Raw genomic sequence first — 15,711 nt, 5'->3', positions numbered from 1 at the left:
CGCGGTCCAGGCCAAAGTTCCAGGGATGGGGGCGCCGGCCGCCCTCCGCAAGGCTTCAGCCGGCGCGGCTCTGCCGCACCACCGCGTCCTCCCGCCGCCGGATCTCGGGCCGCAGCGCGGTGCCGAGGCCCGGCGCGGTGGGTGCCTGCACCATGCCCTCGCGGATGACGGGCAGGGCGGTGACGAGGTCGCGGTACCAGGTGGCGAGCGTCGCGCGCACCACCTCCTGGAAGATGGCGGTGGGGGCGTGCAGGGCGAGGTGCAGCCCGGCCATCAGCGTCACCGGCCCGGTGCAGTCATGCGGGGCGACGGGCTTGGCATGGCTCTCGGCCAGGGCAGCGATCTTGCGCCCCTCCGTCAGCCCGCCGCACCAGGCGAGGTCGAGCATGACGATGTCGATGGCGTCCGCCGCCAGGAGCTGCCGGAAGGGCACGGTGCCGGCGAGCGTCTCGCTGCCGCAGAGCGGCGTGCGGGTCTGCCGGCGGAGGTCGGCCAGCCCGCCGATGTCGTCCATCTTGTTCAGCGGGTCCTCGGCCCAGAACACGCCGTAATCCTCCAGCGCGCGGCAGATGCGCGCGGCGGCATGGGCGCCCCACAGGCTGTGCAACTCGCACATCACCTCGATCCGGTCGCCCACGGCGGCGCGGACCTTGCGGAAGGGCTCGAGCCCGGCCTTGAGGTTCTCCAGCGTGATCAGGTGGCCGCCGGAGGCGGGGGCGTAGATGTCGAAGGGCCAGATCTTCATGGCCGAGTAGCCCTCGGAGAGCAGGCTCTCGGCCAGGGCGCCCGCGTCGCGCATGAAGGCCACCTGATCGTCATAGGGACCGGCCGGCCGGTCCTCAGTGCCGATGTCGCGCCGCCCGACGCCGCTGGTGTTGTAGGCATAGCCGGCGCAGGTATTGTAGGCGCGGATGGCGAGGCGGCTGGCGCCCCCCAGCGCCTCGTGCACCGGAATGCCGTGGCGCTGGCCCATCAGGTCCCACAGGGCAAGGTCCACGGCGCTGGCCGCGCGCACCTCGGCGCCGGCGCTGTGGAAGCCGAGATAGGGCGTCATCAGGTGGCGCGAGACGGCCTCGATCTGCCGCGCGTCGCGCCCGAGCAGCCAGGGGGCCACCTGCTCGTGCAGGGCGGCCTCCACCGCCTGGGCGCCGCGGAAGCTCTCGCCCAGGCCGGTCAGCCCCTCATCGGTCTCGATCTCCACCCAGATCAGGTTGGGCCGCTCGGCGATGCGGATGGTGCGCAGGCAGGTGATGCGGGACATGGGCCAGGCTCCTCGGGTTACTCGGCGCGGATGTCGTTGGCGCGGATGACGGCGCCCCAGCGGGCGGTCTCGGCGCGCACATGCTCGCCCATCCGCTCCGGCGGGCCGCCGAGCGGCACCACCGCCGCCTCCTGCAGCCGGCGGCGGATGGCGGGGTCGTCCAGCGCCTTGTTGAAGGCGGCGTTGAGCGCGGCGACGGCCTCGGGCGGCGTGCCGGCGGGCGCCAGGAAGCCGAACCAGCTGTCGATGACGATGCCGGGGATGCCGGCCTCGGCGAAGGTCGGCACCTCCGGCAGCTCGGGGATGCGCTCGGCCGAGACGGCGGCCACGGCGCGCACCGCGCCGGCGCGGATCTGCGGCAGGATGGAGGGCAGGTTGTCGAAGAACACGTCGATGCGGCCGGCGATCAGGTCGGTGATGGCGGGGCCGCTGCCGCGATAGGGCACGTGCACCCATTTCAGCCCCAGCCGGCCGCGCAGCAGCTCCGGCGTCAGGTGGTTGGAGGCGCCGACGCCGGAGGAGCCGAAGCTCAGCCCGTCCGGCCGCTTCGCCAGTTCCAGTACGCCGGCGAGATCGCTGGCCGACAGGCCGGGCCGCACCGCCATGACGTTGCGCACCGCGCCGGTGAGGATGACGGGGGTGAAGCTGCGCGCGAGGTCGTAGCCCGGGTTGGCGTAGAGCGAGGGGTTCGCCCCGCAGGTGCCGATGGTGCACTGGATCAGGGTGGTGCCATCGGGCTGGGCGCGGGCCACCTCGGCGGTGCCGATGTTGCCGGCGGCGCCGGCCTTGTTCTCCACCACCGCGCCGGCGGGCAGGTGCGGCGCCGCGCCCTGGGCCAGCAGGCGGGCAACGATGTCGCTGGTGCCGCCGGGCGCGAAGGGCACGACGATGCGCACGGGCCGCTCCGGCAACTGCGCCAGGGCCGGGCGCGGCAGCGCGGCGGGCAGGCTGGGAAGGCCGAGGGCGAACAGCAGCGCCAGGGCGCGGCGGGGCTTGGGCATGGCGTCCTCCTTCCCCTCTGGCGGGGGTCGGCGGCAGCTTCGCCGCGCGGCGGGATTTGTCAAACAGATTCGCTGGTACGGTCAGAAGATTATGACAGATATTTACAGCTTGCCGGCCGCTTCCCGGGCTTCCATAACCGCGCCATGGAGACGGACCCTGCCCCCTCGCTCAGCGACACCGTCTATGCCCGGCTGACCGAACTTCTCGGCACAGAGGCCTTTCCGGAGGGTGCCCGGCTGCCGGGGGAGAACGAGCTGGCGCGGCGCTTCGCCGTCTCCCGCCCCGTGCTGCGGCAGGCCCTGGCGCGGCTGCGGGCCGAGGGGCGGCTGGAGTCGCGCAAGGGGTCCGGCACCTATGTGCGCCAGGTGGCGCTCCCGGCCCTGCCGCCGATCGGCTTCGGGCCGCTCGGCAACATCCCCGATGTCCGGGCCTTCCTGGAATTCCGCTGCGGGGTGGAGAGCGCCATGGCCGCCGAGGCGGCGCGCCGGGACGACGCGGCGGCGCTGCGGCACTTGGCGCGGGCGCGCGACGCGCTGGCGGCGGAAACCCATGCCGGCCGCCCCTCCATCGAGGCCGACATCGCCTTCCACCAGGCTGTCGCGGAGGCCAGCGGCAACCGCTTCTTCGTGGCGGTGATGGCGGCGCTGGCCGAGCAGACGCGCTTCAGCATCCGCCTGACGCGGGAGCTCTCCGACACGCCGGACGCGGAGCGCTTCGCCACCATCCGGCGCGAGCATGGCCGCATCGCCGAGGCCATCCTGGCCGGCGATGCGGAGGCGGCCGGGGCCGCCATGGCCGAGCATCTGCGCGGCGGCATCCTGCGCCTGTTCGGCGGCTGAGGCGGCGGCCTCAGCGCTCCAGCACGGATTCGTGCACCCAGCCGAAGGGGGCGTCCTCGCCCACCTGCAGCCAGCCGCCCGGCGCCTCGCCGAAGACGCGGAGGGCGGAAGCCCGCGGCACGACCCGCACCACCGCGCCGCCGCCGCCCGGGCTGCTGCGGATGTTGACCGGATGCGCGGCGGTGGTGGTGACGCTGCCCGCCCCCGCCGGCACCTGGGATGGAGCCGCCTGTGTCGCCGGAGCCTGGGCCGCCGGAGCCTGTGCCGCCGGCGCCTGGGCGGATGGCGCCTGCGCCCCGGACGGCGGGGCGGCATGCGGTGGTGCCGCCGGCGCGGGGGCCGGGCCGGATTGCTGCATCAGCGCCGTGTCGGAGGGGAGGGGAGGCAGGGCGCCCACACCCTGGCCCTGGCCGCTGCGCGGCCCGCCGCCCTCGAAGCAGCGCTCGATGCTCTCGATGTAGACGCGGCTGGCCTCGACATTCGACATGCCGATGACGAGGCTGGCGCGGCCCGCCTTGCCATCCTGCACCGTCACGGCCGCCACCCAGGGGATGTACGGGTCGTTCACGGCGCCGGTCGGGTTCACCTGGCCGCAGACGGCGTAGGTGCCGGGGATCTGCTGGCCATAGACCTGGATGGCCCGCAGCCGCATCTCTCCGGTGGCCCGCAGGCGGGCGCGCACCTGCTCCTCGGCGGCCTGGCGCGCGGCGGCGATGCCGGCGCCCTGGCCGGCCTTCGCCTCGGCGGAGGTCTTTTCGGCGTCGTCGCAGCCGGCGAGGCCGAGCAGGGCCAGCAGCGTGAGCGGGGCAAGAAGCTTGGGCATCACAGGAGCTTAGCATGCCCCGGCCGCCTGACGAAGCCGCGGCCGGCGCGGCCCTGCCCCGCCGGCCGCGTCGTCTCTCAGGCCAGGGCGGCGTCGAACCCGTCCGGCACCACGCCGCGCGGCCGGGCCAGGGCATAGGGCCCGCGGGCCAGGAACCGGCCGGAGCCGGGCTGCGCCAGCACCTCGCCGTCGCGCACCGCCACCTCGCCACGGCGGATGGTGACGCTGGGCCAGCCCTTCACCGCCATGCCCTCCCAGGGGGTGTAGTCGATGGCGTGGTGCAGCGCCGCGTTGCGGATCACCCGCTCCGCATCCGGGTCCCACAGCACCAGGTCGGCATCGGCGCCGGGGGCGAGGCTGCCCTTGCGCCCGGCCAGGCCGAACAGCGCCGCCGCATTGGCCGAGGAGAGGCGCACGAAGGTCGGCAGGTCGATGCGGCCCTTCGAGACGCCCTCGGAGAACAGCACGGGCAGCCGCGTCTCGATGCCCGGCACGCCGTTGGGGATGGCGTTGAAGGCCGGCGTGCCGTCCGGCCGCTGCACGGCGGCGCCGGTGCCATAGGCGCTGCCGCCGGCCACGCGCTTCTGCGTGGCGAAGGAGAAGCCGCAATGGTCGGAGGTGACGACATCCAGCGTGCCGTCCTGGATGCGGCGCCAGATGCGCGCATTCTCGCCCTTCTCGCGCAGCGCGGGGGAGCAGACCGCCTTGGCGCCGGCGAAATCGGCGCCGGTCAGGTCGTCATGGTCGAGGGTGAAGTATTGCGGGCAGGTCTCGCCCCACACCTTCAGGCCGCGGCCCTTCGCGCGGGCGATCTCGGCCGCCGCCTCCTCGCAGGAGACGTGGAAGACCTGGATCGGCTGGTCCACCAGCTCGGCCAGCGCGATGGCGCGGTGCGTCGCCTCGCGCTCCACCACGGGGGGGCGGGACCAGGCGTGCTGCAGCGGGTCGGTGAGGCCGGCCTTCAGCAGCGCCTGGATGCGCCAGCCGATGGCGTCGAAATTCTCGCAATGCACGGTGACGAAGGCGCCGAGCCGCTTCGCCGCCGCCAGCACCTCCAGGAACTCGGCATCGGTCAGGCGCAGCGGGTCGTAGGTGAGGAACACCTTCAGGCTGCGGATGCCGCGCGCGACGAGGGCGGGCACCTCCTTCTGCATCACCTCGGGCGTCGGGTCGGTGATGATCTGGTGGAAGGAGTAGTCGGCGCGGGAGGCGGCGGCGCGCGCCTCGTAGCCGGGGGCGGAGGCGGCGAGGCTGTGCCCCTTCCACTGCGGCAGGAAGCAGATGAAGGCGGTGGTGCCCCCCGCCAGCGCCGCCGCCGAGCCACTGGCGAAGCTCTCCTCGTGCAGCGAGCCGTCCTGGCCCATTTCCTCGAGATGGCAATGGGAGTCGAGGCCGCCGGGGGTGACAATCATCCCCTTGGCCGAGATCTCCTCCCGCCCGCGCCCCAGCCCGTGGCCGAGGGCGGCGATGCGGCCGTCGCGGATGCCGATATCCGCCTCGAACACCTCCGCCGCCGTGGCCAGGGTGCCGCCGCGCACCACCAGATCGAACCCGTCCATGCCTGTCTCCCTCAAGCCCCGCCCGCGCCGCAATGGCCTCCCCCAGCTAGCAGAGCGGCGCCGGGGCGGATAGCGCCGCCCGCCGGGACCGCGCGGTGACAGGGCGCGCGCGCCCGTGCATCCTGCGCCGCCTTCCCGAACCGCACGAGGCCCCGCCCGCCATGTCCCGAGACGCCGCCATCGCCGCCGCCCGCCAGACGCTGGAGGACGGTTCCCTGCTGGAAACCCTGGCGCGCCGCGTGGCCTTCCCCACCTCCAGCCAGGACCCGGAGAGCGCGCCCCACCTGCTGGCCTATCTGGAGCGGGAGATCGCGCCGGACCTGGAGCGGATGGGCTTCGCCTGCGCCATCCACCCCAACCCCAGCGGGCAGGGCGGCCCGTTCCTGATCGGCCGCCGCATCGAGAACCCGTCCCTGCCCACGCTGCTGACCTACGGCCATGGCGACACGGTGCGCGGCATGGAGGGGCAATGGCTGGAGGGCCTCTCCCCCTGGGTGCTGACCCAGCGCGGCGAGCGGCTCTACGGCCGCGGCATCGTCGACAACAAGGGCCAGTTCACCAGCAACCTCGTGGCGCTGGACGCGGTGCGGCGGGTGCGCGGGCGGCTCGGCTTCAACGTCGTCGTGCTGCTGGAGATGAGCGAGGAGGTCGGCTCCCCCGGCATCGACGAATTCTGCCGCGCCCATCGCGAGGAACTGGCGGCCGACGTGCTGATCGCCTCCGACGGCCCCCGCCTGGTGCCGGAGGTGCCGACGCTGAGCCTCGGCACGCGCGGCGCCATCAGCTTCGACCTGCGCGTGCGCTACCGCGAGGGCGGGCACCATTCGGGCAACTGGGGCGGCGTGCTGGCCAATCCGGGCGTCCGGCTGGCGCATGCGCTGGCCAGCATCATCGACCGCGACGGCAAGGTGCTGGTGCGCGAGCTGGTGCCGGAGGGCATCTCCGACAGCATCCGCCGGGCGCTGGCCAAGTGCCGCGTCGATGGCGGGCCGACGGGGCCGAAGATCGACCCCTGGTGGGGCGAGCCGGGCCTCTCGGCGGCGGAGAAGGTGTTCAGCTGGAACACCTTCGAGGTGCTGGCCTTCAGCACCGGCAACCCGCTGGCGCCGGTGAACGCCGTGCCGCCCGAGGCCTTCGCCCGCTGCCAGATCCGCTACACGGTGGACCGGCCGGTGGAGAGCTTCGTTCCCGCCATCCGCCGCCACCTCGCCGCCCAGGGCTTCAACGACGTGGTGGTGGAGGAGGTGAAGGAAGGCGCCGACTGGGCCGCCACCCGCATGGACCCCGAGGGGCCCTGGCCGACGCTCGTCGCCGCCTCGGTGGAGCGCAGCCTGGGCAAGGCACCGATGATCGTCCCCAATGCCGGCGGCTCGCTGCCGAATGACAGCTTCGCCCTCACGCTGGGGCTGCCCACCGTCTACATCCCGCATTCCTACAGCGGCTGCTCGCAGCACGCGCCGAACGAGCACGCGCTGCTGCCGCTGGTGCGGGAATCGCTGGAGCTGGCCGCCGGCCTGTTCTGGGATCTGGGCGAGCAGGGCTGGCCGGGGCGGCAGGGCGCGCCGCCGGCCTTCCTGCCCGCCGCGGCGGGCTGAGCCTCAGCCGGGGCGCGGCCGGGCCGGCAGGATGGCGGCCCGCAGCGCCGCCAGGGTGGTGGGCAGTGGCCCCGGCCCGAAGGGGTCGGGCACCTCTACCGGCCGGCGCTCCTGCATCACGTAGCAGCGCCCGGCGAAGCCGCGTACCAGCCGCAGATCGTGCGTGACGAAGAGATAGGCCACGCCCGTCTCCCGCCGCAGCCGGTGCAGCAGGGCGAGGACCTGCGCCTGCGTCTCCAGGTCCAGGCTGTTCACCGCCTCGTCCAGCAGCACCAGGCGCGGCGCGGGCGCCAGGGCGCGGGCGATGCAGAGCCGCTGCAACTGCCCGCCGCTGAGCCGGTGCGCCAGCCGGTCCATCATCGCGGGGTCCAGCCCCACCGCCCGCATCAGCCCGGCCACCCGCTCCCGCAGCGCGGGGCGCGGCAGGCGCTCCGCCAGCAGCGGCTCCGCCACCACCGCGAAGGCGGAGAGGCGCGGGCTGGTGGCGGCGAAGGGGTCCTGGAACACCGCCTGGATGGCACGCCGCGCCGCCGGCGCCACCCGGCCGCGCGCATCGCGCAGCGGCTGCCCCTCGAACAGCACCGCGCCGGCATCGGGCGGCTCCAGCCCCAGCATCAGCCGCCCCAGCGTGCTCTTGCCCGAGCCGGTGGGGCCGAGCAGGGCGACGCATTCCCCGGCGCCGATCCGCAGCGCCGCATCCTCCAGCACCGGCAGGCGGCGGCGGGAGAGCAGCCCGCCCTGGCGGTAGGCGTGGTGGATGCCGCGCATCTCCAGCAGCGGCGTCATGCCGGCAGCGCCTCGCCATAGAGCGCCAGATGCGTGGCCAGCAGCGCCCGGCTGTGCGGGTGGCGGGGAGCGTCGAAGAAGCCCCGCACCTCCTGCTCCTCGACGAGCCGCCCGCCCTGCATCACCGCCACGCGGTCCGCCAGCCGCGCCACCACGGAAAGGTCGTGCGTCACCAGCAGCAGGCCGAGGCGCCGCCGCGCAACCAGCCCTTCCAGCAGCGAGAGGATCTGCGCTTGCACGATCAGGTCGAGATCGGTGGTGGGCTCGTCGGCCAGCAGGAAATCCGGCGTGCGCGCCAGGGCCAGGGCCAGCATCGCCCGCTGCAGCATGCCGCCGCTGAGCTGGCCGGGGTAGAGCGGCAGCAGCCGCGCCGGCGCATCGAAGCCCACCTCGCGCAGCAGCCCCTCGGCCCGCGCCGTGGCGGCGGCGCCGCGCAGCCCGTCGCAGGCCAGGGTCTCGCGGAAATGCCGGCCGAGGGTGACGAGCGGGTTGAAGCCGCCGCGCGGCGCCTGCTGCACGAAGCCGATCCGCCGGCCGTGCAGCGCCGCCTGGGCGTCCGCGTGCAGCACCGCGCCGTCCAGCCGCAGCACCCCGGCCACGCGCCGCACGCCGCGCGGCAGCAGGCCGAGCAGCGCCAGCGTCGTCAGGCTCTTGCCGCCGCCGCTGGTGCCGACGAGGCCTAGCACCTCCCCCCGCCGCAGGGCGAGCGAGACGCCATCGACCAGCGCCACGCCGCCCGCCTCCAGCCGCAGCCCCTCCAGCGCGAGGCCGGCACTCAATGCGCGTGCTCCCGCAGCGTCGGGTCCAGCCGGTCGCGCAGCGCGTCGCCCAGCAGGTTGAAGGCCAGCACGGTGAGCAGGATGGCCGCGCCCGGCAGCAGCACCAGCATCGGCGCGCTGCGGAAGAAGGGGCGGGCGTCGTTGATCATGATGCCCCATTCCGGCGCCGGCGGCGCCACGCCGAGGCCGAGGAAGGACAGCCCCGCCAGGTGCAGCATCCAGTGCCCGAGGTCGAGGCTGGTCAGCACGGCGAGCTGCCCCGCCAGCGCCGGCAGCACGTGCCGCCGCAGGATGGCCAGCCGCGAGAGCCCCGCCACGCGGGCGGCCAGGATGTGGTCGCGCTGCCGCAGCGAGAGGGTGAGGCCGCGCACCAGCCGCGCATACCAGGCCCAGTGCGAGAGGGCGATGGCCACCACCACATTGCCGAGGCCCGTGCCCAGCGCGCCGATCATGAACAGCGCCAGCACCAGGGTGGGCACGGTCATGAAGGCGTCGCACAGCCGCATCAGCACCGCGTCCACCACCCCGCCCAGCATGCCGGCGAGCATCCCCACCGCGCAGCCCAGCGCCAGCACCAGCGCCAGGATGGCGGCCACCGCGCCGAAGGAGGCGCGCGCCCCCCAGAGCAGGCGGGAGAGCAGGTCCCGCCCCAGATGGTCGGTGCCCAGCCAGTGCGCCGCCGAGGGCGGCAGCAGGCGGCGGGCGAGGTCGGTGGCCGCCGGGTCGTGCGGCGCGATCCAGGGCGCCAGCAGCGCGGCACCCAGCAGCAGCGCGACCAGCCCGAGCGCCAGCGGCAGCAGGAGGCGCCTCACGCCGCACGCTCCAGCCGGATGCGCGGGTCGAGCCAGGCATAGGCGAGATCGACCAGCAGGTTGCCCAGCACGAACACCGTGGTCAGCACCATGACGAAGCCCTGCAGCACCGGGTAGTCGCGGTTGGCGATGGCCTGCAGCGCCCAGCGGCCGAGGCCGGGCCAGCCGAACACCGTCTCCACCACCATCGCGCCGCCGATCAGCTCGCCCAGGTGCAGCCCCATGGCGGTGAGCGGCGGCAGCATGGCGTTCAGCGCCACGTGTCGGCCGAGCAGGGTGCGGCGCGGCAGGCCGCGCGCGGCGGCGAAGCGCAGATGCGGCTCGCCCAGCGCCCCCAGCACCGAGGCGCGCACCAGCCGCAGCATGACGCAGGCGGACATGGTGGCGGTGGCCAGCGCCGGCAGCACCAGGCTCGCCGGCCCGTCGCGTCCCATCGCCGGCAGCCAGCCCAGGGTGACGGCGAAGAGCAGCACCAGCAGGAAGGCCAGCCAGAAATTCGGCACCGAGACGCCGAGGAAGGCGATGAGGCGCGTCGCGTGGTCCGGCCAGCGGTCGCGCCGCAGCGCCGCCCACAGGCCGAGCGGGATGCCGAAGGCCAGCGTCACCAGCATGGCGGTGCCGGCCAGTTGCAGCGTGGCGGGCAGGAACTCGGCGATCTCGGCGGCGACGGGCCGGCGGGTGAACCAGGAGGTGCCGAGGTCGAGCCGCAGCGCATCGGCCAGCCAGGCGCCGTACTGCGCCAGCAGCGGCCGGTCGAGGCCCAGCTCCGCCCGCGCCAGGGCCAGCGCGGCGTCGGTGGGCGGGATCTGCGCCAGGCGCAGATAGTCCAGCGCCGGGTCGCCGCGGCCGAGGCGCAGCATGGCGAAGAAGCCGAAGGATACCGCCAGCAGCAGCGGCGGCAGCGAGAGCAGGCGGCGCAGCGCGAAACCCGTCATGGCGCCTCAGCCGCGCGGGAGGATGCGGTCGAACGGGATCTCGTAGCGCGTGTCGCCGAAGGGGACGGTGCCGAGATCCGCGCGGTGCACCAGCTTGTTGGTGAGGAAGGAGATGGGGAAGTACACCGCCTGCTCGTGCAGGGTGGTGAGCAGCCAGCGGTATTCCTCCGCCCGCGCCGCCTCGTCCGTGCCGGCCAGCGCGGCGCCGATGCGGCGGTCGATCTCGTCCTTCATCGGCAGGCCCCGCTGTGCCTGGTAGTCGGCATGGGCGGGCTGGCGCATGGCGGCCAGGAAGGCGTGCGGGTCGTAGGGCGCGCCCCAGGTCTCGGCGAAGATCAGGCCGAAATCGCCGGATTTCTGCCGGCCGAGATAGGTGGCGCTGTCCTCGCCCAGCAGCCGCGCGCCGATGCCGATGCGCGCGAGGTCGCCCTGGATGGCCTCGGCCAATGATTTCTGCAACGCGTCGCTGCCGGTGAAGCAGAGGTCGAGCACCAGCGCGCGCCCGGCCCGCCGCCGCACGCGCTCGCCGGGGGCGAGGTGCCAGCCGGCCTGCTCCAGCAGCGCCGCGGCGGCCGCCCGGTCGAAATCCGGGGCGCGCAGGCCGAGATCGGCATGGGGGAAGTTCTCCGCGAACAGCGTTCCGGCCGCCGGCTCGGTGTCCAGCAGCACGTGCCGCACCAGCGCCGCCCGGTCCACCCCGCGCGCGATGGCGTGCCGCACCGCCGGCGCGTCGGTGGGGAAGCGCGCGGAGTTCACCGCCAGCAGCCGCGTGGCCAGCGGCGGCGAGACGGCGGCGGTGAAGCGGCGGTCGGCGGCGAAGCGGCGGAAGGTGTCGGCGTCGAGCTGGTCGGTGCCGTAGGCGAGGTCGATCTCGCCCGCCTCCAGTGCCAGGGCGCGGGTGTTGCTGTCAGCCGCCACCCGTACCAGCACCTGCTCCAGCGCCGGGGGGCCGTCCCAGTGATGCGGGTTGCGGCGGAACAGGTCGTGCTGGCCCGGCCGCGTCTCGGCCAGCATCCAGGGGCCGGTGCCGATGGGCGCGCTGATGCCGCCATCCGGCCGCAGCACGGCGGGCGAGGCAAAGCGCAGCGGGCGGATCAGCGCCAGCTCCATCAGCGCCGGAGGGTAGGGGCCGCGCAGCCGGAGCCGGACCGTGCCGGGGCCGAGCGCCTCGGCATCCTCGATCTGCGCCACCAGCGCCAGCCAGTCATGCCGCTCGGGCCGCGCCAGGAGGGCGCGGATGTTGGCCACCACGGCGGCGGCGTCGAAGGGCGCGCCGTCGGTGAAGCGCACGCCCGGCCGCAGGGTGAGGACATGGCCGCGCCCATCCGGCTCCGCCCGCCACGCCGTGGCCAGCGCGGGCGCGAGCTGCCCGCCCTCCACATAGCGCAGCAGCGGCTCGTAGAGCATGGCCTGCGCGTACATCTGGTTCGGCGCGTAGAGGTGCGGGTGCAGCGGCCCGGCATTGGCGGGCCAGGAGAAGCGCAGCGTGCTGCGGGCCGGCGCGGCCGCCCCGGCGGTTCGGACCAGGGCCGGCAGGGCGGTAAGCGCGGGCAAGGCCCGCAGCAGGGAGCGACGCAGCATGGGGCCGGCCTCGCGGGCATGGAGTATGAGGTTTCTGGCGAGACCTCATACGGTTTCCGGCCGGCGGGTGTCCAGCCGGGCGCGGGCAGGGCGCCAGGTCCGCTGCCGGCGCGGCGCTTCTCAGCCTTCCTGCGGCGGAACCGGCCTGGGGCGGCCGGTCCGGCGGGGCGCGGCGGGCGGCGGGCCGGAGGGCTGGCCGGATGGTGCCAGCAGGGCGGCCTCGGCGCGCAGCGCCTCGGCCAGCGCCGCGGCGGCCGGCGGCAGGGAGCGCCCGCTGCGCCGCACCAGCCCCACCATGCGCCGGATGCCGGGCGGCCCCAGCGGCCGCGCCGCCAGCTCCGGCGCCATGCGCAGCTCCGCCGCCGTGGAGGGCACCAGCGCGATGCCCAGCCCGGCCCGCGCCATGCCCACCAGCGTGCCGGTGTGCACCGCCTCCTGCGCGGGCGTGACCATCCGCCCCGTGCGCGCGAAGGCCTCGTCGACCAGGCGGCGGATGCTGCTGTCGGGCTCCAGCAGCAGCAGCCGCTCCTTGGCCAGCCGCGCCAGCGGGATGGCCGCCTGGCCGGCCAGGGCGTGGTCCGGCGGCAGCAGGGCCAGGATTTGGTCGCGGAACAGCGGATCGACCGACAGCTCGCCGCCTGGGGCCAGGTCCGTGGCGATGCCGAGATCCACCTGCTCGGCCCGCACCATCTCGTAGATCTGCCCGGTCACCGCCTCATGCAGCCGCACGCGCAGCTCGGGGTGGGTGGCGCGCAGCCGCGCCATGGCGCCGGGCAGCAGGCCGGAGGCCACCGAGGGCAGCGCCGCCAGCCGCACCGCGCCGCGCCGCCGCGCCGCCAGGTCCTGCAGGCTGCTCACCGTGTGGTCCAGCTCGCGCAGCAGCGGCTCCAGGCTGCGGGCCAGCTCGCGCCCGGCGGCGGTGGGCTCGGCGCCCTGCGGCGTGCGGTCCAGCAGGCGCAGGCCAAGCGCCGCCTCCAGCTGCCGGATCTGCACCGTCAGCGCCGGCTGGGTGATGTGCAGCAGCCCGGCGGCACGGGTGAAGCTGCCGTAGCGCAGGACGGTGTTGAAGGCGCGCAGGCCCTTCAGGGTAACGGTCATAAAAAATATCTATAGGGAGAGCAAAAATTTTCAATTGATTTATGACCTCGCAGGGTCCGGAATTTCCAGCGAAGACAGCCGGCGGCAAGCCCGGCGCCAGGAGGAACCGATGCCCGAGACCCCGCAGCGCAGCTATTTCGTGCGGCCGGAGGATGTGCCCGGCTACAGCCCCGCCAACCACACCGGCACGGTGAACCGCCGCCTGATCGCCCCCGAGACGGTGGGGGCGACGCGGATGGAGGTGCTGCTCGGCACCATCGAGGGCGGGCAGGGGGCGCTGCCGCACGCGCATCCCGGCATGGAGCAGGCCTGCTACATGCTCGCCGGCCGCGCCCGCGCCGAGGTGTGCGGCCAGAGCCGCGAGATCGGGCCGGGCGAGATGTGCTTCTTCCCCGCCGGCGAGGAGCACATCTTCACCGTGGTGAGCGAGGAGCCGGTGCAGGTGCTGGTGATCTACTCGCCGCCCTATGGCGAGGACCCGGCCAAGGTGGTGCGCCGCGCGGGAGGCCACGCATGAGCGCCGCCCCCCTGGCGCGCCGCCGCGCCCTGCTGGCCGCCGCCGCCGCGCTGCCCGCCCTGCCCCTGCTGCCCCGGCCCGCCCGCGCGGAGGCGTGGAAGCCGCAGCGCCCGGTGACGCTGCTGGTGCCCTTCGCCGGCGGCAGCGGCACCGACGCCGTGGCGCGCATCCTGGCTGAGCTGCTGGGGCCGACGCTGGAGGTGCCCGTGGTGGTGGAGAACCGCGCCGGCGCCAACGGCACCATCGCCGCCATGGCGGCGGCGCGCGCCGCGCCGGACGGCCACACCCTGTTCATGACCACCAACACCAGCCATTCCGCCAACCCCTCGCTGATGAAGCGGATCGACTACGACCCGGTGGCCGACTTCACCCCCATCGCGCGCATGGGCAACCTGCCCTTCATGCTGGTGGTGGGGGAAGCGGTGCCGGCGCGCAGCGTGGAGGAATTGCTGGCGCTGGCGCGGCGCCAGCCCGGCCGGCTCTCCTACGCCAGCGGCAACAGCACCGGCATCGTCGCCGGCGCCACCATGGCGCGGATGGGCGGCGTGGAGATGCTGCACGTGCCCTATCGCAGCACGCCGCCCGCCATGACGGACGTGATGGCCGGCCGCGTGACCTGCATGTTCGTCGACCTCGCGGCGGGGCTGCCGCATGTGCAGGCCGGCAAGCTGCGCGCCCTGGCGATGAGCACGAAGGAACGCTCGGCGCTGATGCCCGACATGCCCTCGATGGCCGAGGCCGGGCTGGCGGGGTTCGACATCACCTCCTGGAACGGCGTGTTCGGCCCGGCCGGGCTGCCCGCGCCGGTGGTGCAGACGCTGAACGCCGCCATCCGCCGCGCGGTGGAGCGGCCGGAGGTGCAGAAGCGCTTCGCCGCCCTCGGCTTCGAGGCCTTCTCCGGGCCGCCCGAGACGCTCGACGCCTTCGTCCGCGCCGAGCTGGTGAAGTGGCGCGAGCTGATCGAGGCCGCCGGGATCGAGAAGGAATGACCGCGCTCGCCGGGCTGCGGGTGCTGGATGCCAGCACCGTGGTGATGGGCCCCTATGCCACGCGGCTGCTGGCCGACCTCGGCGCCGAGGTGCTGAAGGTGGAGCCGCCGGAGGGCGACGTGCTGCGCCGCGCCGGGCAGGGGGGCGCGATGTTCGCCCACCTCAACCGCGGCAAGCGCGGCGTGGTGCTCGACCTGAAGTCGCCGGAGGGCCAGGCGGCGCTGCGCGGGCTGGCGGCGGAGGCGGACGTGCTGGTGCACAACATGCGCCCCGACGCCGCCGCCCGGCTCGGCCTGCGGCGGCAGGACCTGGCGGAGGCCAACCCCCGCCTGATCGTCGCCTGCGCCTATGGCTACGGCGCGGGCGGCCCCTACGCCGCCCGCCCGGCCTATGACGACCTGATCCAGGCGGCGGGCGGGCTGGCCGCCACCATCGGCGCGGCGCGCGGCGGCGACCCGGCCTATGTGCCGCTGACGCTGGCGGACCGCGTGGTGGGCGCGCATCTCGCCTTCGCCGTGATGGCGGCGCTGGCCTGCCGCGAGCGCACCGGCATCGCCCAGGAGGTGGAGGTGCCGATGTTCGAGACCTTCGCCGACCTCGTGGCCGGCGACCATCTCGGCGGGCTGAGCTTCGACCCGCCCGAGGGCGGGCCGCACTATGCCCGGCTGATGTCGCCGCAGCGCCGCCCCTACCGCACCGCCGATGGCTGGATCGCCGTGCTGCTCTACACCGACGCGCACTGGCGCCGCTTCTTCGCCCTGGTGGGGCGCGAGGCGGAGCTGGCGGAGGATCCGCGCCTCGCCACCCACGCCGCGCGCCAAGCCCATATCGACCACGCCTATGGCCGCGTGGCCGAGGCGCTGCTGGAGCGCGGCACGGCGGAATGGATGGCGTGCCTTTCGGATGCCGACATCCCCGTGGCCCCGGTGAACGACATCCCCGGCCTGCTGGAGGACCCGCACCTGGCGGCCACAGGCTTCTGGCGGCGCGTGGAGATGCCGGATGGGCGGGTGTTGCGCAGCCCGGCGCCGCTCGGCCGCTGGTCCGGCACACCGCCGGCCGAGCCCGGCCCGCCGCCGCCGCTCGACCCCGCCGCCCCCGCCCTCTGGTCGCAACCCGCCGGGAGACCCTGAGC

General features: G+C 74.8%; 15 protein-coding genes. 5 read left to right on the top strand and 10 right to left on the bottom strand.

All coding sequences use genetic code 11. From position 1 onward, the window contains the following. Positions 1-55 precede the first annotated feature (55 nt). Complete coding sequence (locus tag ACFOY6_RS03105; protein ID WP_379648888.1) at positions 56-1,261, bottom strand: mandelate racemase/muconate lactonizing enzyme family protein; 1,206 nt, start codon at positions 1,259-1,261, stop codon at positions 56-58. A 17-nt stretch (positions 1,262-1,278) separates the two neighbouring features. Then, positions 1,279-2,262 (bottom strand): Bug family tripartite tricarboxylate transporter substrate binding protein, encoded by a 984-nt coding sequence (locus tag ACFOY6_RS03100; protein ID WP_379641231.1) that lies wholly within the window; start codon positions 2,260-2,262, stop codon positions 1,279-1,281. Between the two features lie 144 nt (positions 2,263-2,406). Between ACFOY6_RS03100 and ACFOY6_RS03095 the strand changes: the two genes are divergently transcribed. After that, positions 2,407-3,102, top strand: coding sequence for a FadR/GntR family transcriptional regulator (locus ACFOY6_RS03095; RefSeq protein WP_379648886.1), 696 nt, complete (start codon positions 2,407-2,409; stop codon positions 3,100-3,102). Between the two features lie 10 nt (positions 3,103-3,112). Here the strand turns inward: ACFOY6_RS03095 and ACFOY6_RS03090 are convergent, their stop codons facing one another. Further along, entirely contained in the window at positions 3,113-3,925 is an 813-nt protein-coding gene (locus ACFOY6_RS03090) for an SH3 domain-containing protein (protein ID WP_379648884.1), read from the bottom strand. A gap of 77 nt (positions 3,926-4,002) precedes the next feature. Further along, the gene (gene hydA, locus ACFOY6_RS03085; protein ID WP_379648882.1) at positions 4,003-5,484 is read right to left on the bottom strand and encodes a dihydropyrimidinase; all 1,482 of its coding nucleotides are present in this window, start codon (positions 5,482-5,484) and stop codon (positions 4,003-4,005) included. A 161-nt stretch (positions 5,485-5,645) separates the two neighbouring features. Here hydA and ACFOY6_RS03080 point away from each other — a divergent pair, with 161 nt between their 5' ends. Then, complete coding sequence (locus ACFOY6_RS03080; protein WP_379641214.1) at positions 5,646-7,079, top strand: M20 family metallopeptidase; 1,434 nt, start codon at positions 5,646-5,648, stop codon at positions 7,077-7,079. Between the two features lie 3 nt (positions 7,080-7,082). On the opposite strand, the gene ACFOY6_RS03075 is transcribed toward ACFOY6_RS03080, so the two are convergent. The 6 genes from ACFOY6_RS03075 to ACFOY6_RS03050 form a co-directional block, all read right to left on the bottom strand. Then, on the bottom strand, positions 7,083-7,865 hold the full coding sequence (locus ACFOY6_RS03075; RefSeq protein ID WP_379641210.1) for an ABC transporter ATP-binding protein: 783 nt from the start codon (positions 7,863-7,865) through the stop codon (positions 7,083-7,085). Next, the gene (locus ACFOY6_RS03070) at positions 7,862-8,644 is read right to left on the bottom strand and encodes an ATP-binding cassette domain-containing protein (protein WP_379648880.1); all 783 of its coding nucleotides are present in this window, start codon (positions 8,642-8,644) and stop codon (positions 7,862-7,864) included. Before ACFOY6_RS03070 ends, ACFOY6_RS03075 begins: the two co-directional genes overlap by 4 nt. Next, positions 8,641-9,456 (bottom strand): nickel ABC transporter permease subunit NikC, encoded by an 816-nt coding sequence (nikC, locus tag ACFOY6_RS03065; protein WP_379648878.1) that lies wholly within the window; start codon positions 9,454-9,456, stop codon positions 8,641-8,643. The genes ACFOY6_RS03070 and nikC overlap by 4 nt, the downstream gene beginning before the upstream one ends. After that, on the bottom strand, positions 9,453-10,391 hold the full coding sequence (locus ACFOY6_RS03060) for an ABC transporter permease subunit (protein WP_379648876.1): 939 nt from the start codon (positions 10,389-10,391) through the stop codon (positions 9,453-9,455). The genes nikC and ACFOY6_RS03060 overlap by 4 nt, the downstream gene beginning before the upstream one ends. A gap of 6 nt (positions 10,392-10,397) precedes the next feature. Beyond that, complete coding sequence (gene nikA / locus ACFOY6_RS03055; protein WP_379648873.1) at positions 10,398-11,972, bottom strand: nickel ABC transporter substrate-binding protein; 1,575 nt, start codon at positions 11,970-11,972, stop codon at positions 10,398-10,400. Between the two features lie 120 nt (positions 11,973-12,092). Then, positions 12,093-13,070 carry a LysR family transcriptional regulator gene (locus tag ACFOY6_RS03050; protein ID WP_379648871.1) on the bottom strand — a complete coding sequence of 326 codons (978 nt, stop codon included), beginning with the start codon at positions 13,068-13,070 and terminating at the stop codon, positions 12,093-12,095. A gap of 109 nt (positions 13,071-13,179) precedes the next feature. Here ACFOY6_RS03050 and ACFOY6_RS03045 point away from each other — a divergent pair, with 109 nt between their 5' ends. From ACFOY6_RS03045 to ACFOY6_RS03035, 3 genes are read left to right on the top strand one after another with little or no spacing between them, the layout of a single operon-like run. After that, the gene (locus tag ACFOY6_RS03045; protein ID WP_109517549.1) at positions 13,180-13,587 is read left to right on the top strand and encodes a cupin domain-containing protein; all 408 of its coding nucleotides are present in this window, start codon (positions 13,180-13,182) and stop codon (positions 13,585-13,587) included. Further along, positions 13,584-14,576 (top strand): Bug family tripartite tricarboxylate transporter substrate binding protein, encoded by a 993-nt coding sequence (locus tag ACFOY6_RS03040; protein ID WP_109517548.1) that lies wholly within the window; start codon positions 13,584-13,586, stop codon positions 14,574-14,576. Before ACFOY6_RS03045 ends, ACFOY6_RS03040 begins: the two co-directional genes overlap by 4 nt. Further along, the gene (locus ACFOY6_RS03035; RefSeq protein WP_379648869.1) at positions 14,573-15,709 is read left to right on the top strand and encodes a CaiB/BaiF CoA transferase family protein; all 1,137 of its coding nucleotides are present in this window, start codon (positions 14,573-14,575) and stop codon (positions 15,707-15,709) included. The genes ACFOY6_RS03040 and ACFOY6_RS03035 overlap by 4 nt, the downstream gene beginning before the upstream one ends. Positions 15,710-15,711 lie beyond the last annotated feature (2 nt).

This window comes from Teichococcus aestuarii (genome assembly GCF_042651065.1).
GTDB lineage: Bacteria > Pseudomonadota > Alphaproteobacteria > Acetobacterales > Acetobacteraceae > Pseudoroseomonas > Pseudoroseomonas aestuarii.
The sequence above is the reverse complement of the archived record's forward strand: the minus strand, read 5'-3'. Positions and strand labels throughout refer to the sequence as shown.